Annotated in this window: 21 protein-coding genes and 1 pseudogene; 19 read left to right on the plus strand and 3 right to left on the minus strand. The window is 67.7% G+C overall.

Annotation, left to right across the window (positions count from 1 at the left end; genetic code table 11):
- Window positions 1-172: 172 nt before the first annotated feature.
- A pseudogene (locus AT701_RS34100) lies at window positions 173-727 on the minus strand (fasciclin domain-containing protein).
- Window positions 728-1,025: 298 nt separating this feature from the next.
- Here AT701_RS34100 and AT701_RS07535 point away from each other — a divergent pair.
- Together AT701_RS07535 and AT701_RS07540 are read left to right on the plus strand one after the other, a co-directional pair.
- Window positions 1,026-3,377, plus strand: a complete 2,352-nt coding sequence (locus tag AT701_RS07535) for a sulfatase-like hydrolase/transferase (protein ID WP_011727677.1) — start codon at window positions 1,026-1,028, stop codon at window positions 3,375-3,377.
- A gap of 42 nt (window positions 3,378-3,419) precedes the next feature.
- On the plus strand, window positions 3,420-4,310 hold the full coding sequence (locus AT701_RS07540; RefSeq protein ID WP_058125567.1) for a formylglycine-generating enzyme family protein: 891 nt from the start codon (window positions 3,420-3,422) through the stop codon (window positions 4,308-4,310).
- 23 nt (window positions 4,311-4,333) lie between these two features.
- Here the strand turns inward: AT701_RS07540 and AT701_RS07545 are convergent, their stop codons facing one another.
- Window positions 4,334-5,962: a membrane protein gene (locus AT701_RS07545; protein WP_011727679.1), complete on the minus strand. Its 1,629-nt coding sequence runs from the start codon at window positions 5,960-5,962 to the stop codon at window positions 4,334-4,336.
- Window positions 5,963-6,333: 371 nt separating this feature from the next.
- Between AT701_RS07545 and AT701_RS07550 the strand changes: the two genes are divergently transcribed.
- The gene (locus tag AT701_RS07550; RefSeq protein WP_058125568.1) at window positions 6,334-7,710 is read left to right on the plus strand and encodes an MFS transporter; all 1,377 of its coding nucleotides are present in this window, start codon (window positions 6,334-6,336) and stop codon (window positions 7,708-7,710) included.
- On the opposite strand, the gene AT701_RS07555 is transcribed toward AT701_RS07550, so the two are convergent.
- The gene (locus tag AT701_RS07555) at window positions 7,711-9,396 is read right to left on the minus strand and encodes a helix-turn-helix domain-containing protein (RefSeq protein ID WP_003892843.1); all 1,686 of its coding nucleotides are present in this window, start codon (window positions 9,394-9,396) and stop codon (window positions 7,711-7,713) included. It lies immediately after the preceding gene.
- Window positions 9,397-9,592: 196 nt separating this feature from the next.
- Between AT701_RS07555 and AT701_RS07560 the strand changes: the two genes are divergently transcribed.
- The 16 genes from AT701_RS07560 (at window position 9,593) to rplF (ending at window position 22,194) form a co-directional block, all read left to right on the plus strand.
- On the plus strand, window positions 9,593-10,039 hold the full coding sequence (locus AT701_RS07560; RefSeq protein ID WP_003892844.1) for a GlcG/HbpS family heme-binding protein: 447 nt from the start codon (window positions 9,593-9,595) through the stop codon (window positions 10,037-10,039).
- A 118-nt stretch (window positions 10,040-10,157) separates the two neighbouring features.
- Complete coding sequence (locus AT701_RS07565) at window positions 10,158-10,877, plus strand: iron-containing redox enzyme family protein (RefSeq protein ID WP_058125569.1); 720 nt, start codon at window positions 10,158-10,160, stop codon at window positions 10,875-10,877.
- A gap of 45 nt (window positions 10,878-10,922) precedes the next feature.
- The gene (locus tag AT701_RS07570) at window positions 10,923-11,273 is read left to right on the plus strand and encodes a Rieske (2Fe-2S) protein (protein ID WP_003892846.1); all 351 of its coding nucleotides are present in this window, start codon (window positions 10,923-10,925) and stop codon (window positions 11,271-11,273) included.
- Entirely contained in the window at window positions 11,270-12,496 is a 1,227-nt protein-coding gene (locus tag AT701_RS07575) for an NAD(P)/FAD-dependent oxidoreductase (protein ID WP_003892847.1), read from the plus strand. Before AT701_RS07570 ends, AT701_RS07575 begins: the two co-directional genes overlap by 4 nt.
- Window positions 12,493-13,935 (plus strand): aldehyde dehydrogenase family protein, encoded by a 1,443-nt coding sequence (locus AT701_RS07580; RefSeq protein WP_058125570.1) that lies wholly within the window; start codon window positions 12,493-12,495, stop codon window positions 13,933-13,935. The genes AT701_RS07575 and AT701_RS07580 overlap by 4 nt, the downstream gene beginning before the upstream one ends.
- Before the next feature lie 14 nt (window positions 13,936-13,949).
- Window positions 13,950-14,303 carry a Rieske (2Fe-2S) protein gene (locus AT701_RS07585; RefSeq protein WP_003892849.1) on the plus strand — a complete coding sequence of 118 codons (354 nt, stop codon included), beginning with the start codon at window positions 13,950-13,952 and terminating at the stop codon, window positions 14,301-14,303.
- A gap of 38 nt (window positions 14,304-14,341) precedes the next feature.
- Window positions 14,342-15,904: a gamma-glutamyltransferase family protein gene (locus tag AT701_RS07590; RefSeq protein WP_174519646.1), complete on the plus strand. Its 1,563-nt coding sequence runs from the start codon at window positions 14,342-14,344 to the stop codon at window positions 15,902-15,904.
- Window positions 15,894-16,325, plus strand: a complete 432-nt coding sequence (locus AT701_RS07595; protein ID WP_058125572.1) for a RidA family protein — start codon at window positions 15,894-15,896, stop codon at window positions 16,323-16,325. Before AT701_RS07590 ends, AT701_RS07595 begins: the two co-directional genes overlap by 11 nt.
- Window positions 16,326-16,513: 188 nt before the next feature.
- Window positions 16,514-18,019, plus strand: coding sequence for a hypothetical protein (locus AT701_RS07600; RefSeq protein ID WP_058127567.1), 1,506 nt, complete (start codon window positions 16,514-16,516; stop codon window positions 18,017-18,019).
- Between the two features lie 14 nt (window positions 18,020-18,033).
- On the plus strand, window positions 18,034-19,515 hold the full coding sequence (locus AT701_RS07605) for an amidase (RefSeq protein WP_157892528.1): 1,482 nt from the start codon (window positions 18,034-18,036) through the stop codon (window positions 19,513-19,515).
- A gap of 189 nt (window positions 19,516-19,704) precedes the next feature.
- On the plus strand, window positions 19,705-20,073 hold the full coding sequence (gene rplN / locus AT701_RS07610) for a 50S ribosomal protein L14 (RefSeq protein ID WP_003892852.1): 369 nt from the start codon (window positions 19,705-19,707) through the stop codon (window positions 20,071-20,073).
- Window positions 20,074-20,391, plus strand: coding sequence for a 50S ribosomal protein L24 (rplX, locus tag AT701_RS07615; protein WP_003892853.1), 318 nt, complete (start codon window positions 20,074-20,076; stop codon window positions 20,389-20,391). It begins immediately after the preceding gene.
- Window positions 20,391-20,954, plus strand: coding sequence for a 50S ribosomal protein L5 (gene rplE / locus AT701_RS07620; protein ID WP_003892854.1), 564 nt, complete (start codon window positions 20,391-20,393; stop codon window positions 20,952-20,954). Before rplX ends, rplE begins: the two co-directional genes overlap by 1 nt.
- 3 nt (window positions 20,955-20,957) lie before the next feature.
- The gene (locus AT701_RS07625; RefSeq protein ID WP_003892855.1) at window positions 20,958-21,143 is read left to right on the plus strand and encodes a type Z 30S ribosomal protein S14; all 186 of its coding nucleotides are present in this window, start codon (window positions 20,958-20,960) and stop codon (window positions 21,141-21,143) included.
- Between the two features lie 98 nt (window positions 21,144-21,241).
- The gene (gene rpsH, locus AT701_RS07630; protein WP_003892856.1) at window positions 21,242-21,640 is read left to right on the plus strand and encodes a 30S ribosomal protein S8; all 399 of its coding nucleotides are present in this window, start codon (window positions 21,242-21,244) and stop codon (window positions 21,638-21,640) included.
- Between the two features lie 14 nt (window positions 21,641-21,654).
- The gene (rplF, locus tag AT701_RS07635; protein ID WP_003892857.1) at window positions 21,655-22,194 is read left to right on the plus strand and encodes a 50S ribosomal protein L6; all 540 of its coding nucleotides are present in this window, start codon (window positions 21,655-21,657) and stop codon (window positions 22,192-22,194) included.
- Window positions 22,195-22,197: the final 3 nt, after the last annotated feature.

A 22,197-nucleotide genomic window follows, 5' to 3' on the forward strand; every position in this document is an offset into this window, starting at 1 on the left:
GCTCGCCGGCACCGTGCGTTCGGCAGCGCATCGAACTCTACCCCTGGGGGAGGGTTGCGCGCCAAATTGTCGGGTACCGGTGTGCCCGAGCACACAGCGCGCCGCGATTTCTGCACCAGGGTCGTGGATCATCGGGTGAGCACAACCCTGGTGCAGAAATCGGCGGTTGGCGCTATGCCGGGGGCATCAGGACCGTGTCGACGAGATACACCGTGACGTTGGCCGTGCGCACACCACCGCACACCACGCATGCGTCGTTGACCTTGAGATCCTCACCCGATCCGGTCACCTGCACCGTGGCGCCCGCGACGGTCTGGTTGGTCACCGATCACGTCAGTTGGTGCGGCCTGGACCGGAACCACGTGGTAGGTAAGGATTTTCGTCAACGTGGCGGAGTCGGTCTTGAGCGACTCGATGGTGGCCGGGTCGATCTTGGCAAACGCGTCGTCGGTGGGCGCGAACACCGTGAACTCACCGCTGTCGAGCGTCTCGACGAGGTTCACCTGCGGATTCAGCTTGCCTGACAACGCCGAGGTCAATGTGGTGAGAAGCGGGTTGTTTGCGGCCGCCACCGTGACCGGGTCCTGAGCCATGCCTGCATCCGATCCCGGGCCCGTGGGCACCTGCTCGGCATATCCCGCGCAGCCCGTCCGACCAGGTCAGCGGCGACAGGAACACTGTTGGACATCGGCGTCGCGGCACTCGAACATGTGGACGGCCCGAGCACCGCCGCCGCCAGGCCTGCCACGACCGTGTACTGATTGCGCGTGACCACTGCCTTGTGTCGCCGACGGCGGTCGCCGTGCTCTATCGGGCATTCGGAGTGGACGCTGTGCTGGATGGGTCGGATCGGAAAGTTCTTCGCAAACAGGTGACCGGTGTGTGTCGACCGCCGCTGGCCACCCCGCCGATGCGCGCGACATGGGCTTTCACTGTCGTCAGTTTCCCCGCAGCAACGCCCTCGCCGGTGTAGTCTCCGGGCGGATCTCCTTTGCGGAGACGGCACTTCGACGAGGATGAGGGCGATGGCTGCGGAGTTCAACGGCAAGATCGAACTGGACATCAGGGATTCTGAGCCGGACTGGGGTCCGTTCGCGGCGCCGACCGCCGCCGAGGGTGCGCCGAACGTGCTGTATGTCGTGTGGGACGACATCGGCATCGCCACCTGGGACTGCTTCGGCGGTCTGGTCGAGATGCCTGCGATGAGCCGCATCGCCGAACACGGCGTGCGTCTGTCGCAGTTCCACACCACCGCGCTGTGCTCTCCGACGCGGGCCGCCCTGCTCACCGGCCGCAACCCCACCACGGTCGGCATGGCGACCATCGAGGAGTTCACCGACGGGTTCCCGAACTGCAGCGGACGTATCCCGTTCGAGACCGCACTGCTTCCCGAGGTGCTCGCCGAGAACGGCTACAACACCTACTGCATCGGCAAGTGGCACCTGACGCCTCTGGAGGAGTCCAATCTCGCGTCCACCAAACGCCACTGGCCGTGCTCGCGTGGCTTCGAACGGTTCTACGGATTCATGGGTGGCGAGACGGATCAGTGGTACCCCGACCTGACCTACGACAACCACCCCGTCGACCCGCCCGCGACGCCCGAAGAGGGCTACCACCTGTCAAAAGATCTGGCGGACAAGACCATCGAGTTCATCCGCGACGCAAAGGTGGTGGCGTCCGACAAGCCGTGGTTCACCTACCTGTGCCCGGGTGCGGGACACGCGCCGCACCACGTGTTCAAGGAATGGGCCGACCGCTACAAGGGCCGCTTCGACATGGGCTACGAGCGCTACCGCGAGATCGTCCTGGAGAACCAGAAGCGGATGGGACTGGTGCCGCCCGACACCGAACTGTCGCCGGTGAACCCCTACTCCGAGGTCACCGGACCGGACGGTCAGCCTTGGCCCGCGCAGGACACCGTGCGGCCGTGGGACAGCCTGTCCGATGACGAGAAGGCGCTGTTCTGCCGCATGGCCGAGGTGTTCGCGGGGTTCCTGTCCTACACCGACGCCCAGATCGGGCGGGTACTGGACTACCTGGAGGAATCCGGCCAGATCGACAACACCATCATCGTGGTGATCTCCGACAACGGGGCCAGCGGCGAAGGCGGACCCAACGGTTCGGTCAACGAGACCAAGTTCTTCAACGGTTACATCGACACGGCCGAGGAAGGGCTGAAGTTCATCGACAAACTCGGTGGCCCGCAGACCTACAACCACTACCCGATCGGGTGGGCCATGGCGTTCAACACGCCCTACAAGTTGTTCAAGCGCTACGCCTCTCACGAGGGCGGTATCGCCGATCCGGCGATCATCTCCTGGCCCAAGGGAATCGCCGCCCGCGGTGAGGTCCGCGACAACTACGTCAACGTCTGCGACGTCACCCCGACGGTGTACGACATGCTGGGCATCACGCCACCGGCGACCGTGCGCGGCGTCCCGCAGAAACCCCTCGACGGCGTGAGTTTCAAAGCGGCACTGGCTGATCCTGATGCACCCACGGGCAAGGAGACCCAGTTCTACGCGATGCTGGGCACACGCGGCATCTGGCACAAGGGCTGGTTCGCCAACACCGTGCACGCGGCAACCCCCTCGGGCTGGGGTCATTTCGCCGACGACCGCTGGGAGCTCTTCCACATCGACGCCGATCGCAGCCAGTGCCACGATCTGGCCGCCGAGCACCCCGACAGGCTCGAGGAACTCAAGGCGTTGTGGTTCAGCGAGGCCGACAAGTACAACGGCCTGCCGCTCGGTGACCTGTCCATCCTGGAGACCACCACGCGGTGGCGGCCCTACCTGACCGGTGAGCGCACCAGCTACACGTACTACCCGCACACCGCCGAGGTGGGCATGGGCGCGGTCGTCGAACTGCGCGGGCAGTCGTTCAAGGTGCTCGCCGAGGTCACCGTCGACAGCGCCGAGGCCCAGGGCGTGATCTTCAAGCACGGTGGCGCACACGGCGGCCACGTGCTGTTCATCGCCGACGGCCACCTGCATTACGTCTACAACTTCCTCGGTGAACGCGAGCAGGTGCTGTCCGCGCCGGACCCGGTTCCGTTGGGCCACCACATCTTCGGTGTGCGGTACGAGCGCACCGGAACCGTGCCGAACAGTCACACCCCGGTGGGTGTCGCGACGTTGTTCGTCGACGGTGGCGCGGTGGCCGACCTGGCCGACGTGCAGACGCACCCGGCCATCTTCGCGCTCGCCGGCGGCGGCATCGCCGTCGGACGCAACACCGGTTCGGGGGTGTCACGCAGCTATCGCGTGCCGTTCCCGTTCACCGGCGGTGAGATCGCCCAGGTCACGGTGGACCTGTCCGGCGAGCCGTACGAGGACCTCGTCACCAGGCGGGCCACGGCCTTCGCCAGGGATTGACGAACCTGAAGCGATGAACCCGGTCCCGCCTACCCTGAAGCCATGCTGACGGAGCTTGTCGAGGTTCCCGGCGGCTCGTTCCGGATGGGGTCGACAAGCTTCTACCCCGAGGAAGCGCCGGTGCACACCGCGACGGTCGGGGATTTCGCGATCGAACGTCATCCGGTGACCAACGCGCAGTTCGCCGAGTTCGTCGAGGCCACCGGGTATGTCACCGTGGCCGAACGGCCGTTGGATCCGAAGCTGTATCCCGGTGTGCCGGAAGCGGATCTGGTGCCGGGTTCCCTGGTGTTCCGGCCGACGTCCGGGCCGGTGGACCTGCGGGACTGGCGGCAGTGGTGGGACTGGGCGCCGGGTGCGTGCTGGCATCACCCGTTCGGGCCGCGCCGCGAATTCTGCCGGCCCGATCATCCGGTGGTCCAGGTCGCCTACCCCGATGCGGTGGCCTACGCGACGTGGGCCGGACGCCGGTTGCCCACCGAGGCCGAGTGGGAGTACGCCGCACGTGGCGGACCGAAGGGCGGCGTGGGGTTCCTCTACGCCTGGGGCGACGAGGTGTGTCCGGACGGGCAACTCATGGCCAACACCTGGCAGGGAAAGTTCCCGTACCGCAACGACGGTGCACTCGGCTGGAAGGGGACGTCACCAGTCGGGACGTTCCCGCCGAACCGCCTCGGTCTGGTCGACATGATCGGCAACGTGTGGGAGTGGACGGCGACGAAGTTCTCGGCGCACCACCGACCGGGGGACGAATCTCACGTCACGTGCTGTCCGCCGCCGTCCGGTGGCGACCCCGGCGTCAACCAGGTGCTCAAGGGTGGATCGCATCTGTGCGCGCCGGAGTACTGCCACCGATACCGCCCGGCGGCACGCTCACCGCAGTCGCAGGACAGCTCGACCACCCACATCGGGTTCCGCTGCATCGTCTCCTGAAAGAGTTCCCGCCGCAATCAGATTCAGAAGATGATGATCGCGACCACGGTCGACAGGACCAGCCCTGCCATCACCGGCAGGAAACACTTGCGGGCCAGGCTGAGCACCGGCACCCGGGCGAAGCCGGCGACGGCCACCAGCGACGACCACGCCACGAGCGTGCCGCCACCCGACCAGATGTTGCCCATCTGACCGATCGCGGCCAGCGTCGACGGATCCATGTGCACCACCGGACCCAGCGCCCCGGACAGCGACCCGGTCAACGGCAGGCCACTGAAACCCGAGCCCTCCAGGCCGGCGATGAGTCCGACGAACAGCACCGCGAACGACGTGACGACGGGGTTCGGCGACAAATGCGACTGGGCGGCGGTGATCAGGTCGAACAGGAACGCCGGACCGGTGGCGTCGGCGGGCATGCCGAGGATGGCCGCCGAGAAGTCACCGTTGCCGATGAAGAAGAACCCTGCGATGGGCAGCACGATGCCCATCGCCTTGAACGCGAACACCAGACCGTCGACGACGTGTTGCGACGAGGTCTCCAGGAAGTTGCGCTTGTCGTTGGTGGCCGCGGCGGCGAACAGCAGCATGGCGGCCAGGCCACCCACGATCGCCGCGGCGTCGCCGCCCTGGAGCGGGGGCACCACATTGGTGAACTTGCCGAGCAGCAGATAGACGATGAACGCCAGGTACACCAGCGGGACCAGGAGTGCGAACACCTTCGCCGACAGTTTCTTCGGTTCCTGCTCACCGGTCTCGGCCCCGGTGTCCACTATGGCCTCCACGATCACCGCGGCCTTCACTGCCTTCACGGTGGCCACGGCCGTGTCGCCGTCAGAGCGGGTGGGGCCGTCGGTGACCGTGGGTCCGGCGGGAGCGGGTTTGCGTCCGTTGGAGCCGGCCGTGGCGCTCGGACTGCCCGCCGGCCCGCCGCTCGGGGAATCCTCATCGTCGTCGCCGACACCTCGGCGCTCGGCCGCGTTCTCCCATTCGACAAGCAGTTCCGGTGACGGGTTGCGCCACGTGCGACGCTGCATGACGTAGGTGATCCCCAGCGCGGTCAACCCCACGATGAGGGACAGCACCATGGCCTTGTCGGCAACCGAATCAGGGTCGACGCCAGCGGCTTTCGCGGAGATGCCGGGTGCGACCTTGATGATGTAATCCGACGACAGGGCCATGCCCTGACCGGCGATCGCGATGACCATGCCCACCGACATCGGCGAGAGGCCCGCGCGGATCGCGACCGGGATGAGCACCGCGCCCACGAGCGGGACGGCAGGGGTGGGCCAGAAGAACAGCGAGATCACGTAGGTGACGATCGCGAGCACGATGAAACTGCTCGTCCCGGCGCGCATGACGCGGCGGAACGGGGTGACCATCATGCGGTCGGCGCCCATCTCGCGCAGCGCGCCCAGCATGGCCGTGACGATCGCGATGATCAGGAAGATGTTGAACAGTTCCTTGGCCGCGGTCAGGCTCGCGTTGAATATCGCCGACAGGCCGGTGATCAGGCTGCCCGAGAACGCCCAGGCAGTGAGCAGCGTTGCAGTTACCGCAGGCACGACGATGTTCTTGCGGACCGCCATCGTGAGCAGGATGACCACGATTCCGGCGAGGTATATCCAGTGCGCCGCGGTGAGTGGGGTGTCCAAAGCGGGACCTCTCGTTGAACTGCTGGTGGGCTGTGCAGTCAGATGCTGGAATGTTCGGCGCGGTCACGGCCTGGGTCAACGACAACAGTGCACAGCCGGAACTGTCAGGCCCTGTGCACTGTGTTCCGATCTTGTCGATCGCATGGCGGGGCGTTACGGACCTGTAAAGGCTGTTACGTTTGACCGGGAGTCGCCGTGCACACCGCGACGACCGGGATTTTTGTGCACTTTGACCCGAGCCCCGCGTAATGCGTTGTGCACCTTCACTTGACGGGAACCGCCAACACCGGGCCTCGCGGTGGGAGAGTGGCGGGCAGAGACATCCACGCGCACTCACCGATTCGTCAGCCAACAGGATGGTTACGCACAGCATGACCGATGTTCGCCAGACGCCGACTCCCGACGCCGCGCCGCCCACCGGCGCGGATACCGGTACGCCGCTGGGGCTCGCGGCGCTGCTCGCGGGCACGCTCGTGGGCACGGTCAGCAACAACGTCGTGAACGTCCCACTCGACGCGATCATCGGTGAGTTCGATGCTTCTTTGGGAAACGGCGTTTTCGTCGTGGTGGGCTTCCTGGTCTGTTTCGCCGCGACCATACCGTTGGCCGGATGGTTCGGCGACCGCTTCGGGCGCAGGCGGGTGTACTGCGCGGCGCTGCTCGCCACGGCGGTATGTGCTGTCGGCGCGGCGACCGCACCGTCGTTGCCGCTGCTGATCGCATGGCGGTCGGTGGGTGGGGTTGCTGCGGCTGCGTTCGCTCCGGCCGTGATGGGACTGCTCGCGTGGATGTTCTCCGGTGCGCGCCGTGGCCGGGCCATGGGCGCGTGGGCATCGGTCAACGGTATCGGGCAGGCCGTGGGCCCGACCCTGGGCGGACTGGTGGCCGATCACTGGGGATGGCGCTGGATCTTCGTTCCCCTGGTCCCTGTCGCGCTCGCGGGTTTTGTCGGCACGCTGCGCTACGTACCGAAGTTCCCCGGCGCGAGGATGCGCTTCGACCTGGCCGGGGCGGCCGCGCTGACGTTCGGTTCGGCGCTGCTGATGCTCGGATTGGCCATCGTGCCGCAACCGAACGTGAGCGGCTGGGCCGCGGCGGGATCGGTCGCGCTCGGTGTCGTCGCACTGGTCTGGTTCTGCTTTCACTGTGCGCGCGTGCCCAATCCGTTCGTCAACGTTCGCCTGGTCACCGAATCGCGTTTTGCCAGAAGTGCTCTCGCGGCGTTTGCGCAGATGTTCTGCCTCGGGGCCACTCTGCTGGCCGTGCCGCTGTACCTCGTGGCGCATGCGGTTTCGATATCGACGGCCGGCCTGGTGCTGTTCACGGTGCCCGTCGCGATGGCCGTGCTGGGCCCGGTGGTCGGCCGCCGTCAGGACCGCCTGGGCCCCAGGCTCGTGCTGCGTGTCGGGCTCGTCGTGTTGCTGGCCGTGCAGATCGCCCTGGCCGTCACGGTTGCCCAGGACCGCCTGCTGCTCGGGGTGCTGATTGCTGCACTGGTGACGGCCGGGGTGGGGATCGCGCTGGTGCAGACGCCGGCGGCCACCGGGGCCACCCGCTCACCCGCGGGTGCGGAGGGGACCGGACTGGGGCTGTTCAACCTGGTGCGGTTTGCCGGATCGGCCTGCGGTGCAGCGTGGGTCGCGGTCGCACTCTCGGGGCCCGCGTCGTTCCCCGGGGTGTTCATCGCGTCCGCGGTGATCGTGGCCCTCGGGCTGGCCGGGACGTTCTTCGGTCCCGACCCGGCCTGATCAGCGAAAGCTCGCCTCGCGTTCGACCGCGGAGTGCACCTCGTCGAGCAGATCGAGGCGGATGGCCAGCCACACCGTGAACTGGTGCTCCGGATCGCGGACATCCATGCCGAGCATGCGGGAGATCCGGTCGAGCTTGGCGAGCATGGTGTTGCGGTGCACGTTGAGCGTGCGCGCGGTGGCGTTGATGTTGCCGCCCTCGGACAGGTACGCCTCCAGCGTCTCCAGCAGATCGGGTGAGGAACGCAACGGCCCCAACACGTCTCGCACCAGCTGGCGGCTGTCCTCGGTCTCGGCGACCTGGGCCAGCACCGTGAAACCCCGCAACTGTTGATACGACGTCGCACCCGTGCGGTGCAGGCGCCGCGCGATACCGAGCGCAACCCTGGCCTCCCGGTAGCTCTCCCGGACCTCCCCGGCGCCGAGCGCCGGGCGGCCGTAGGCGACGGGCGCGGGAAGGCCCCGTCGCCGCTGCAGCTCGCCGGACATGGCCTCGGCATACTCGGCCATCTCGCTGCGCATGGCCGCAGCGTCCTCGCCGCGCAACGTGCGGACCACGACGAGCACGTCGCCGATCACCGTGACGTAGGCATGCACCGACGGGTGCGCCGCCACCCCGGCCGCGTACCGCGCCAGCCGCACCATCGGCGTCGTAGGACTGTCGGAAACCCTGGGCAGCACACCGGGCGCCACGAAAACACCGAACCGCGCGTCGAGTTCGATGTCGTGATGCTCGGCGCGGGCGCGCATGTCGTGCTCGCTGGAGAAGCTGCCGTGCACCAGGGCCTGGACGAAATCACCCCGCGCGCGTTCCTCGGCCTCGTCGACGCTGCGTTGCCGCAACATCTCCGACCCGATGATCGCGGTGGCCTGTTCGGTGAGCACCTCGTGCCGCGCCAGATCGTGCTTGCTCGGGCCGTCGGCGTGATCGGGAGCCAACGTCGGGACCAGGACGGCCACCCAGCCCTCGAACGACTTGCCCAGCCGGATCGCGCTCGCCACACACGTCCATCTGCTGTCCTCCGGACCGGTGACCTGCTGCGTGCGCGTGTCGTGGCCGTCGTGGCGCCGCTCCGACGCCGGGAGGTCGGCGGCCAGCATCCGGCTCACCGAATCGGCCAGGGCGGCCACGGCTTCGGGGGGCAGGCCGTGGTGGGCCACCACATGACCGCGGGCATCGAGTGCCACGGCGGGATTGCGCGCCAGGTTGGACACCTCGCGCACCAAAATCTGCAGGCCCGCGCCACGGTGGAACAGGCCGGCCAGGGTGGCGTGCACGTGCGTCGAGTAGCGCATGACGTGCACCTCCTGGCTGAGCGCGCGCTCGGCCAGCAGCCGGTTGAGGGCCGCGAAACCCACCGGGATGCCGAGTTCCACGACCACCAGCCCGGCGGGCAGCCCGCCCAGGTCCGGTGGGGCGACACCGTCGACCAGCAGCGTGGTCGCGCCCCTGGCGGCGAGCGCCGAAAGCGTCGAAGCGCGGCCCGTCAACGATTCGGGGCGCGCGTACACCGCCACCGCGTCCAGCCGATCATGTTGTGACAGAACCTCGTTGAGTGGAAGCACCCAGGTGAGTTCCTCGTCGAGCAGGTCTTCGCCCGCGACGATCCGCGAACCAGCCATGAGGGACTCGTCCAGAAGCCCGCGCACCGTCATCCGGCCGCTGTCGATCGGTGGTGCCGTCATGTCAACCCCCGTGCTGTGTGCCTGGTGCGCCCTCTGGTGCCTGTTATTCGATTACCGGACCCCTCGTCACAGGCACCATGTGCAACTTGACCCGTCGCGGCGCATTTTTCCGGTCATATTAACCATCACCTGGTCGGTGTGCCCGTTGATAGACATGGCTCCGTCAGCCCGAGCTGCGAGAGAGCGAGAGAGACCAATGCACAGAATTCACCGCATCACCCTCGACGACGCGTTGCCATTGCTGGCCGCGGGCCGTGCCAAAGCCGAGGAGATCGGGGTCAAGCAGACCCTGTGCATAGTGGACGACGGCGGCAATGTCATTGCGCTGCACCGGTTGCCGGGAGCCCGTCTGACCGGTGTGGACATCGCGATCGCGAAGGCCTTCACCGCCGCAGGTCACGAACGTGCCACCCACCTGTTCAACGAACCGCCCAACGGGCCCGCATTGCCCGGCAACGAGGCGTTCGGCATCAGCCATATGCTGCCCGGCAAGTTCGCGATCTTCGTCGGCGGGTTCCCGTTGGTCTACGACGGGCAGATCGTCGGGGGAGTGGGCATCAGCGGCGGCAACGGCGAGCAGGACAAGGCCGTGGGGGCGGCGATCCTCGCCGAGTTCGAGGCGCTCACCGCCGCCCAGGTGTGACCCGGATGTGCAGGTTGACCCCGCCGCGGGCGCCGGCCCGGTGATTGTGACCATGGCCCGCACCCCGAGGCGTCACTAATCTCCCTGGAACCCAAGCATTTTCAGCGAAAGGAAACTCATGACCGAGCTACTGGGACGCGATGAATTCCGTGCCGAACTGGAGAACGCGATCAAGGGGCGTGAAGCCAAGAACGCCTCGTTCTCCAAGGCATGGGCCGAGGGCAAGCTGACCAAGGATCACTTCGCCCGCTGGGCCGAGAACCACTACCACTACGTGGGCCCGTTCGCCGACTACCTGGCCAACATCTACTCCAACACCCCCGACGAGTTCACCGGCGCGAAAGACTTCACGCTGCAGAACATGTACGAGGAGGAGCTGGCCGACATCCGCCACACCGACCTGCTCATCAAGTTCGGTGAGGCGTGCGGGACCACGCGTGAGCGCATCGAGGACCCGTCGAACATGAACCCGATCACGCGCGGTCTGCAGGCGTGGTGCTATGCGGTCTCGCAGCGCGAGCACTTCGTGGTCGCCACCGCGGCGCTGGTGGTGGGCCTGGAATCCCAGGTGCCCAGCATCTACACCAAGCAGATCGTGCCCCTGCGCGAGGTGTACGGCTTCACCGAGGACGAGATCGAGTTCTTCGACCTGCACATCACGTCCGACGTCGTGCACGGCGAGCGCGGATACCAGATCGTGCTCGACCACGCCGACACCCCGCAGTTGCAGCAGCGCTGCCTGCAACTGGTGCGCTGGGGCGCCGAGATGCGCTTCTCCTACACCAAGGGCCTCTACGACTACTACGTCGCACCGGATCTCCAAGCCGCAGGCGTCTGATCCCTGATCCCTGAAACCCCGCCGCCTCGACAGAAAGGTTGTGCTGTGACTGCGAACTGGGTTGCGGTGGCGAGCCGTAAAGAGCTCGCCCGCCGCCGCAAACTCCGCGTGGAACTCGACGGTCTGGCCATCGCGCTGTTCGAGGCGGCGGGCCGGGTGTACGCATTCGCCGACGCATGCGTGCACCAGGACCGGTCGCTGGTCAAAGGCACCCTGCTGCACGGCAAGGTGATCTGCCCCGGCCACCAATGGCAGTTCGACCTGGAGACCGGATACGAGGAGAGCCAAGGCCGCTGCCAGCCCACCTACGCGGTGCGCGTCGACGACGACACCGTCTACGTGGACCCCACCGCGCGGATGTCACCCGTGACCGCAGGAGAGGAAGCCAACGCATGACCGACCGCACCTTCGTGACCGTGGGGGCCGGACAGACCGCCGCGGTGGCAGCACGCACGCTGCGCCGCCGCGGGTTCGACGGCCGCATCATCCTGGTCGGTGACGAACCGCACGCGCCGTACCAGCGGCCACCGCTGTCGAAGGAATTCCTCTGCGACACGGCCGCATCCGATGACCTGTGGATCCTGCCCGAGAAGTGGTGCGCCGACAACGGCGTCGAGATCCGCACCGGGGCCGAGGTCACCGGCGTCGATGCCGCCACGGGCACCGTCGAGATCGCCGGACAGGCACCGGTGCGCGCCGACGCGGTGCTGTTCGCCACGGGCGGGCGGCCCCGCCGCTTGCCGGTGCCCGGCCCCCGGCCAGAACTCGTGCACTACCTGCGCACTCTCGATGACGCACGACGCCTGCACGACGCCCTGGCATCCGGATGCCGTCTCGGTGTCATCGGCGCCGGCTTCGTCGGGCTCGAAATCGCCGCCACCGCAGTGGGTCTCGGCGCTTCGGTGACCGTGCTGGAAGCCGCGCCGATGCCGCTGGGCACCGTCGTCGGGTCACGCGTCGGCGCCGAGATCGTGCGCCTGCACCGCGGCAACGGGGTCGAACTGCTCACCGGCGTGGCCGTGAACGGGGTACGCACCGACGCCGAGGGCGTCGTCGTCAGCACCGGCGCGCAGGACCTGCGCTTCGACGCCGTCGTGATCGGCATCGGCATCACCCCCAACACCGCTGTGGCCGAGGCCTCCGGGCTCGCGGTCGACGACGGCATCGTCGTCGACGCCCAGGGTCGCGCATCGATACCCAACATCTACGCCGCGGGCGACGTCGCGCGCCGCTACTCCGAACGCGCCGGAAAACACGTCCGCATCGAGCATTTCGACAACGCCAACCGGCAGGGCGCCGCGGTCGCCAACGCCATGCTGGGCCGCGACGCCGTCAACGACGACGCGCCGTGGTTCTGGTCCGACCAGTACGAGCACAACCTGCAACTGCTGGGCGAGGCCACCGGCAACCTGGTGATCCGCGGCGACGTCGGCGAATTCGAGTTCACCGCGTTCTACGTCGACACCGACGACACGCTGCGCGGCGTGTTCACCGTCGACCGGGGTGAGGACGTCATGGTGGGCCGCGAACTGCTCGGCCGCCGCATCCCGCGCGCCGTCCTGGAAGACGACGACGCCGATTTGTGGGAACTCGTCGACACCGAGGAGGTGGCACAGTGACTGTCGAGGGAGCCAACTTCATCGACGGGCAGTGGATCCCGGCCGCGTCGGGACGCACCTTCGCGCGTCACAACCCGGCCGACCCCGACGATCTCGTCGGGGTCTTCCCGGCCTCCGACGGCGTCGACGTGCGCACCGCCGTCGACGCGCTCGACAAGGCCGCCCCCGAATGGGCCGCCACGCCGCCCGAACGCCGTGCGGCGATCCTGGAAGCCGCTGCCGTGCAACTGGAATCACGCGCAGCGGAGTTGATCGCCGAATTGATCCGCGAAGAGGGCAAGACCACCGCCGAGGCCACCATGGAGGTGAGCCGGACCCCGGCGAACCTGCGCTTCTACGCCGGCGAGGCGCTGCGGTCCACGGGCACCACCTACCCCGCACCGGGGGAGGGTCTGGTCTACACGCTGCGTGAGCCCGTCGGCATCGTCGGCGCCATCACACCGTGGAACTTCCCGTTCAACATCCCGTCACGCAAACTCGGGCCGGCGCTCGCGGCAGGAAATCCGGTGCTGTACAAGCCCTCCGAACTCACCCCGCTGATGGGGCAGCGTCTGGTCGAGGCGTTGTTGGACGGTGGGCTGCCGCCCTCGGCGCTCGCGCTGGTCCAGGGCGACGGCGTGGCGGGTGCCGCGGTCGCCGCGGATCCACGCGTCGCAGCGGTCACCTTCACCGGGTCGACAGCCGTCGGCCGTGCGATCCACCAGCAGGTCGGACCCCAGCGCCGCGTCCAACTGGAGATGGGCGGCAAGAACCCCGTGGTGGTCGCCGGGGACGCCGACCTCGACGCCGCGGCCGCCCTCATCGTCAAAGGCGCGTTCGGGCTCAGCGGACAGGCCTGCACCGGGACCAGCCGCGTGATCGCGGTCGACGAGATCCACGATGCGCTGCTCGACCGCGTGGTGGCCAAGGCCGACGCGCTGCAGGTCGGGCCCGGCAATCAGCCCGGTGTGCACATGGGTCCGCTGGCCAGCGCGGCCCAGAGGGAAAAGTTCCTGCACTACGTGCACGCCGGGATCACCGAGGGCGCCACCCTGCGCTGCGGCGGCACCACGGTGGGCGATCACGGATTCTTCGTCCGCCCGGCGGTTTTCGCCGACGCGCTGCCGACCATGCGCATCGTCACCGAGGAGGTGTTCGGGCCGCTGGTCGCGTTCCAGCGCGCGGCATCCCTCGACGAGGCCGTCGCGCTGGCCAACGCCACCGAGTACGGACTGGCGGCCTCGATCGTCACGTCGGACCTCGCCGCGGCGACACGGTTCGCCCGGCAGTCGAAGACCGGCCTGGTCAAGATCAACCAGCCGACCACGGGCATGGCGATGAACGCGCCCTTCGGCGGCTACAAGGCGTCGAGCACCCAGACCTTCAAGGAACAGGCCGGGCCGACGCTCATGGAGTTCTACACGCTCGAGAAGACCGTCTACCTCACCCCGGCCCTCTGAACACAGGAGCTGCAATGGAATTCACCCGAGTCGCCAGATCCGGTCAGGTGCCCGAGGGCATCGTGCGACGGTTCTTCGCGGGCGAGTACGAGTTCGCCGTGGCCCGCCTCAACGGCAAGGCCTACGCGACGTCCAACTACTGCACGCATCTGGACTGCATGCTCTCGTCGGGCAAGCTCGTCGACGACGGCATCGGATGCTCGTGCCACGGAAGTGCATTCGACCTCGAGACCGGTGAGCCCATCTGCCCGCCCGCCACGGTCGCGATCAAGACCTACCCGGTCGAGGAACGCGACGGCGAGATCTTCGTCGGTGTCGAGCCGGGGGAGATGCCCGTCGGACCGCGGCGGCGACGCAAGGGGGCGTGAGCCAGGTGCAGCGGCCGCCGACACTGTCCACCGGCGCGATGGTCAGCTCGAGCCATCCCGCCGCCAGCTTCGCCGGGGCGCGCGTACTCGCCGACGGCGGCAACGCGATCGACGCGACCCTGGCGATGGCCGCGGTCACGTGGCTGACGTTGCCCGGTCAATGCGGCATCGGCGGCGACGCGTTCGTCGTCGTGGCCGAACCCGACGGGCGGGTGTGGACGGTCAACGGGTCCGGCTTCGGCCCCGACGGCGGCACCACGGACTTCTATCGCGACATTCAGGGCGAACGATCTGGTATTCCCCTGACCGGTGCGCTCGGTGTCGCGGTTCCCGGCGCCCCGGCGGCATTGGCCGCGTTGCACTCCCACGGCGCACGCATGTCGCTGGCGGAGCTGTGGGAACCGGCGGCGCGCATGGCCGAGAACGGACTGGCGTGCTCGGCCAAGACCGTCACCGACGTGCGGGAGACGTTCGACGCGATCCGCGCCGACGACGGTCTGGCGGCCGTGTACACGCCCGACGGCGCCGTCCCCGCGGTGGGGCAGCGGTTGCCGCAACCCGACCTGGCCCGCACCATCCGCCGGCTCGCCACCGCGCCCGGTGATTTCTACACCGGCGAGTTCGCCGAACGCGCCGTGGCGGTGCTGTGCGCGGCAGGCGCCCCGTTCAGCGGCGACGAATGGGCCGCCGGTGCCGTCGTCGCTCCCGAGGCCCCGCTCACGGGCGGCTACGCCGGTGCGACGATTCACCAGACGCCACTACCCACCCCCGGCTGGATGGTGTTGCAGCAGGCCGCGCTGTGCGACGGAACCCTCGGTGCGGCACCGTGGCTGGGCGCCGAGGCCATCGACCGCATGGCCCGGGCAGCTCGGCTGGCGTTCCAAGACCGGTTCGCGCTGTGCGGATCCGACGGCGCGGGTGTGCGAGAGGTGCTGGACGCCAACCGGATCGCCGAACAGCGGCGTGCTCTGGATGCGTCGGCGGAACAGCGGATGTCGTTCAGCGTCGCCGGCGGTGACACGACGTGCACGGTCGCCGTCGACGCCGACGGGCGTGCCGTGTCGTTCATCCATTCCCTGGGTTTCACGTTCGGGGCCAAGCTCACGGTGCCCGGAACCGGCGTCGTCCTCAACAACCGGTTGGGCCGCGGTGCCTACCTGATCCCCGGGCATCCCAACGAGGTCGCGCCGCGCCGCAAACCACTGAACACCCTCAACGCCTGGATCGCCACCGGCGCCGATGGGGAACTGCTCGCCCTCGGCTCCATCCCCGGCGGCGATGGTCAGGTGCAGTGGAACATGCAGTTGCTCTCGCACCTGTTCGACCACGGGCTGGACCCGGCCGAGGCGGTCAGCGCACCGCGTTTCACGGTGTTCCCCGGATCCGACGCCGACGTCATCGGCAGGCCCGACGAATTGCGCGTCGAGGCAAGGATTCCCGACGACGTCCGGTCGGAGTTGCAGGACATGGGGCATCGCGTCGTGGTGCAACCGGATTTCGGCGCCGGCGGAAGCGCCCAGGTGATCCGCCGCGACGCGCGCGGTGTGCTCAGCGGCGCGGCCGACCCGCGTCAGGAAGGGATCGCGATCGGTGTCGAGTGAGCAGACCGGCGCACCGGCGCCGCAGGGCGACTACCGGCCCGCGCTGTTGCATGACGGTGTCGTCTACACCGCGGGCATGACACCGCGCCGCGACGGTGAACTCGTGCTGCGCGGCGTCGTCGGGGTCACGGTGTCGGCCGGGCAGGCCTTCGACGCGGCCGGCATCGCCGCGGGCAACGCGCTGGCCGCGGCACGCTCGGTGCTGCCCGACGGTGCAACGGATGTCCGCTGCCTGCGCATGACCGTGTACATCGCGTGCGCTCAGTCGTTTCACGAGCTCTCCGCTGTGGCCGACGGTGCCTCGGCCGCGCTGGGCGCTGAGCTCGGCGGATCAGGCGTTCCGGTGCGCGCGGCCATCGGCGTGCAGACCCTGCCGTCGGGTGCGCCCGTCGAGGTGGATCTCATCGCTGCGGTGGTGTAGGTGCGGTTGTTCTGGTTGGCGGGTGTGAAAAGAAAAGGGGCACAGTGCACATGGATCGGCAGCAACCATGTGCGGTTTGACGCCGGTGTCTTCCGGCAAATCGGTCGAATTGCGGAAAATGGTGAGCACCTTAGGGTTACATGAATTCAAGGTAGCCAGGCAGTTCTAGTCGATTGGATGTGAACGCGGTGTCCGCAGCTCATTGGGTGTACCTGCTCGGTCTTGTGGTGTTGATCGGCACAGTGGTGGCCAAGAAGAACGTCATCGCGCCTGCGCTCATCGCCACATTCCTCACCGGATGGGTCTACCAGGGCAGCGTGACCACCGGGCTGGGAGCCATCTTCAACGCCGCGATCGCCGGAACCCGCGAGTTACTGCCGATTTTCATCATCATCGCCCTCGTCACCGCGATGCTCGGTGCCATGCGTGCGCTGGGCTCCGACGCCATCATGATCCGTCCGCTGCGCGGGTTGTTCCGCAACGGGCACATCTCCTACGTGTTGCTCGCTGTCGTGACGTTCCTTCTGTCGCTGGCGTTCTGGCCGACACCCGTGCTGCCGCTGATCGCGGCGATCCTGCTCCCGGCCGCCGTCCGCGCCGGCCTACCGCTGCTCGGCGCCGCACTCGCGATCGCCATCGCAGGCCAGGGCATGGCGCTGAGTTCGGACTACATCATGGGCGTGGCGCCTGCGCTCTCGGCCGAGGGCGCCGACGTTCCGGCCCGGTTGATCGCCGACCGTGCGACGGTCATCGCCCTGATCGCGGGCGCCGTGGCCTTGGCGATCGTGTATCTTCGCGACGTGCGCACCAAGGTGCGTGCCCCGGGCGATGGTGACGACATCGGTTCGGCTGCTTCGGGTTTCGCGCAGGATCCCGACTCGCCGGAGCCGAGTTCCGGCCCGATCGCCGGGCCTGGTGGTCAGGCAGACGGCGGCGCCTTGGCCACCCTCAGCGCGCCTGCGGCGACCGACGTCGAAGCGGCTCCGGGGCGCAAGGCCCTGCTGATCGCTGTCGCAGTGCCCGCACTGTTCGCCGGCCTGCTCGTCTTCATGCTCCTCGGGCGGTTCACCACGGTCATCCCCGACATCGACGAAGGTCTCGGCGCTCCGCTGGTTGGCGGCACCGCTGCTCTCGCGCTCGTGGCAATCGCTCTGATCAGCAACCGCAAACGCTGGCTCGACGACGTCGGCGAGCACTTCACCGAAGGCATCGGCTTCTCGTTCCGCACCATGGGCATGGTCATCCCGGTCGCGGGATTCGTCTACATCGGCCTGGCCGACTACTCCGCGGGCATCCTGGGCCTGCCGGAAGGCGCCGAGGCGCCGGCCTTCTTGTTCGACGCCGTCGGCGCGGTACAGGACCACATCCCGGCGGCCCCGGCCTTCGCGGCCTTCGCGATGTTGATCGTCGGCATGCTGATCGGGCTGGACGGCAACGGCTGGCCCGGTCTCCCGTTCACGGGTTCGCTGGCGTCGACTCTCGGGGACGGGACGTCCGACGTCGCCACCTTGGCGGCGATCGCGCAGAACGGTGCCAGCTGGACCGGGGGCGGCACGCTGGTGATCTGGTCGTCACTGATCGTCGTCGCGGGTCTTACCGGGGTGTCGGTGATGGACCTGGCCCGACGCCTGTTCATCCCGGTCGTCACAGGACTTGTGGTGGCCACCGGCATCGCGACGGTGGTGCTGCTGTGAGCGAGGTGCACGCAGTGCCTGGTCGCACCGTCGCCGAGACGGCCGCCCTGGTGCGTTCGGGTGAGATGAGCGCCCACGCCGTCGTGCAGGAGGCCCTCGACCGGATCGAGGAGTGCGATGGTGCGCTCGGCGCGTTCGTCCACGTCGACGCCGAGGGCGCACTGCAGCGGGCGAGCGCGGTCGACCGGCTGGTGGCAGACGGCATCGATCCCGGGCCGATGGCCGGAATCCCCTTGGGCGTCAAGGAACTTCATCCGGTGGACGGCTGGCCGTTCGCGATGGGCAGCACGCTGTACGCCGAGCGGATCGCCGACCACACCTGCACCCTGGTGCAACGTGCCGTCTCGGCGGGTGCGGTGCCCATCGGCGTGACGGCCTCACCGGAGTTCGGGCGGGCGTCTTTCACCGCGTCGGCCGTGCACGGCGTGACCCGCAATCCGTGGAATCTCGATCTCACCCCCGGCGGGTCGAGCGGGGGGTCGGCGGCCGCGGTGGCCGCGGGCATGGTGCCGATCGCTACGGGCACCGACGGTGCGGGCTCGTTGCGTATCCCGGCGTCGTACTGCGGTCTGGTGGGGTTCAAGGCCACATACGGCCTGGTCCCGCGCGGGCCCCGGCATGTCGGTGCGGCCGACAACGACCACTACGGCGTGCTCACACGCACCGTGCGCGACACCGCCCGTTTTCTCGACTGCGTTTGTGGGATCGATCCGTTCGACCGGGCCTCACTGCCCGCGTCGACCCGGTTCGAAGACCACCTGACCGCCGATCTGCGTGGGCTTCGCGTCGCCTTCACACCCGATCTGGGCAATGCGCCCAGCGACACACAGGTCGTGGAGGTGGTGCGGACAGCGGCCGAGAAATTCGTCGCCGCCACCGGTGCCCAGTCGGTGCCCGCTCAAGTGTGCGTCGATCCGGACTGCGGCGCCGCCTACCGCACACTCTCGGCGCCCGACGTGCACACACACCTACGTGATGCGCCGGCCGGGCGGAACATCCACCCGACGCTGCGCGGTTACCTGGACGCCGCGGGCGCCATGACCGCCGAGACGCTCGCCGACGCCCACGAGGCACGCGCCCGTCTCGTCGCGACGATGGCCGAGGCATTCGAGCGTTTCGACCTGCTCCTGCTGCCCGCCACGCAGGTCCCGGCGTTCGCGGCCGAGGGTCCCATGCCCACCGAGATCGCGGGGCAGAAGGTGGACCACTGGGGTGCGTTGGCCGTGACCTTGCCGTTCAACCTGACCGGTCAGCCGGCCGTGTCGGTGCCGGCAGGCGTCGTCGGCGGTGCTCCGGTCGGCCTGCAGATCGTGGGCCGTCGTCACGCCGACGCACTGGTGCTCGCGGCCGCCTCGGCGGATGCTGCGCTGACCTGCTGGTCGGACCGGTTCCGCGAATGTGAAACCGCTGCGAGAAAATGGCCGCTGGATCGCGCTGAGTTCACACTCGCGGCGCGGTTTCGCGTCAGGTTCACACTCGCGATCCCGGTCCGGTGAGGCCCGGTCGAGCAGCGATTTGGAGCATTGGGCGAGCTCACCTAGTATGTAGGGGTTGCCTTGGGCAGACCTTGGCTGGTTGATGCTGTTTTCGCAGACTCAGACAGCCTCGCGTGCCTTTAGGGGACAAAGACCGCGCACGTCCAGGTCGGTATCTGGCGTGCATACAAAACCAGGTCAGGAGATCGAGTGATTCAGCAGGAATCGCGGTTGAAGGTCGCCGACAACACGGGCGCCAAGGAGATCTTGTGCATCCGCGTTCTCGGTGGCTCGTCGCGGCGCTACGCCGGAATCGGCGATGTCATCGTGGCGACCGTCAAGGACGCCATCCCGGGCGGCAACGTCAAGCGTGGCGATGTCGTCAAGGCCGTCGTGGTCCGCACCGTCAAGGAGCGGCGTCGTGCTGACGGCAGCTATATCAAGTTCGATGAGAACGCCGCCGTCATCATCAAGAACGACAACGATCCGCGCGGCACGCGCATCTTCGGCCCCGTGGGCCGCGAACTGCGCGAGAAGAAGTTCATGAAGATCGTCTCGCTTGCCCCGGAGGTGCTGTAAATGAAGGTGCACAAGGGTGACACCGTCCTGGTGATCTCTGGCAAGGACAAGGGCGCCAAGGGCAAGGTGCTGGTCGCCTACCCCGACCGCAACAAGGTCCTGGTCGAAGGCGTGAACCGGATCAAGAAGCACACCGCTGTCTCGGCCAACGAACGCGGCGCCTCGTCGGGTGGCATCGTCACCCAGGAAGCGCCCATCCACGTCTCGAACGTGATGGTGGTCGATTCCGACGGCAAGCCGACCCGTGTCGGATACCGCATTGACGACGAGACCGGCAAGAAGGTCCGCATCGCCAAGACCAACGGCAAGGACATCTGATGACTACCACTGAAAAGGCTCTGCCCCGGCTCAAGCAGCGCTACCGCGAAGAGATCCGCGAAGCGCTCCAGCAGGAGTTCAACTACGCCAACGTCATGCAGATCCCCGGCGTCGTCAAGGTCGTCGTCAACATGGGTGTCGGTGACGCCGCCCGCGACGCCAAGCTGATCAACGGTGCGATCAACGACCTCGCGCTGATCACCGGCCAGAAGCCGGAGGTTCGCCGGGCCCGCAAGTCGATCGCGCAGTTCAAGCTGCGTGAAGGCATGCCGATCGGTGCGCGCGTCACGCTGCGCGGCGACCGGATGTGGGAGTTCCTCGACCGGCTCATCTCGATCGCGCTGCCGCGTATCCGCGACTTCCGCGGTCTGTCGCCCAAGCAGTTCGACGGCACGGGCAACTACACCTTCGGGCTGAACGAGCAGTCGATGTTCCACGAGATCGACGTGGACAGCATCGACCGGCCGCGCGGCATGGACATCACCGTCGTCACCACGGCGACGAACGACGCTGAAGGCCGCGCGCTGCTGCGGGCGCTGGGCTTCCCGTTCAAGGAGAACTGAGCTATGGCAAAGAAGGCGCTGGTCCACAAGGCCAACAAGAAGCCCAAGTTCGCGGTCCGCGCGTACACGCGGTGCAACAAGTGCGGTCGCCCGCACTCGGTCTACCGCAAGTTCGGGTTGTGCCGCATCTGCCTGCGCGAGATGGCGCACGCGGGTGAGCTCCCCGGCGTGCAGAAGTCCAGCTGGTAACAGCTGCGCGGCGCGCACAACCCCATACAGACCCAACCAAACAGATTGCGGCAGGCCCCTTATGAGGGAACCGTCGCGAGGAAGGTGAGCCGGTTGTCATGACGATGACTGACCCGATCGCAGACTTCTTGACACGTCTGCGCAACGCCAATTCGGCGTATCACGATGAGGTGACTCTGCCCCACTCGAAGCTCAAGGCGAACATCGCCGAGATCTTGAAGCGTGAGGGCTACATCTCCGATTACCGCACCGAGGATGCTCGGGTCGGAAAGTCGCTGGTGGTGCAGCTCAAGTACGGCCCCAGCCGTGAGCGCAGCATCGCCGGCCTGCGACGGGTTTCCAAGCCCGGTCTGCGGGTCTACGCGAAATCCACCAACCTGCCCCGTGTGCTCGGCGGCCTCGGCGTGGCGATCATCTCCACGTCCTCCGGCCTGCTCACCGATCGCCAGGCAGCACGACAGGGCGTGGGCGGCGAAGTCCTCGCGTACGTGTGGTGAGAGGTAGATAAGACATGTCGCGTATTGGAAAGCAGCCGGTTCCGGTTCCCTCCGGGGTCGATGTGACCATCAACGGTCAGAATCTGTCGGTCAAGGGCCCCAAGGGCACCCTGACCCTGGACGTCGCAGAGCCCATCTCGGTCTCGCGTGCCGAGGACGGCGCCATCGTGGTGACCCGTCCCGACGATGAGCGGCGCAGCCGCAGCCTTCACGGGCTGTCGCGCACGCTGATCGCCAACCTGGTGACCGGTGTCACCGAGGGGTACACGCAGAAGATGGAGATCTTCGGCGTCGGTTACCGCGTGCAGCTCAAGGGCCAGAACCTGGAGTTCGCGCTGGGCTACAGCCATCCCGTCCTGATCGAGGCGCCCGAGGGCATCACCTTCGCGGTGGAGTCGCCGACGAAGTTCTCGGTGTCGGGCATCGACAAGCAGAAAGTCGGACAGATCTCGGCGGTCATCCGTCGCCTGCGCCGTCCCGACCCGTACAAGGGCAAGGGCGTGCGTTACGAGGGTGAGCAGATCCGCCGCAAGGTCGGAAAGACAGGTAAGTAAGCA

The organism is Mycolicibacterium smegmatis (assembly GCF_001457595.1).
Lineage (GTDB): Bacteria > Actinomycetota > Actinomycetes > Mycobacteriales > Mycobacteriaceae > Mycobacterium > Mycobacterium smegmatis.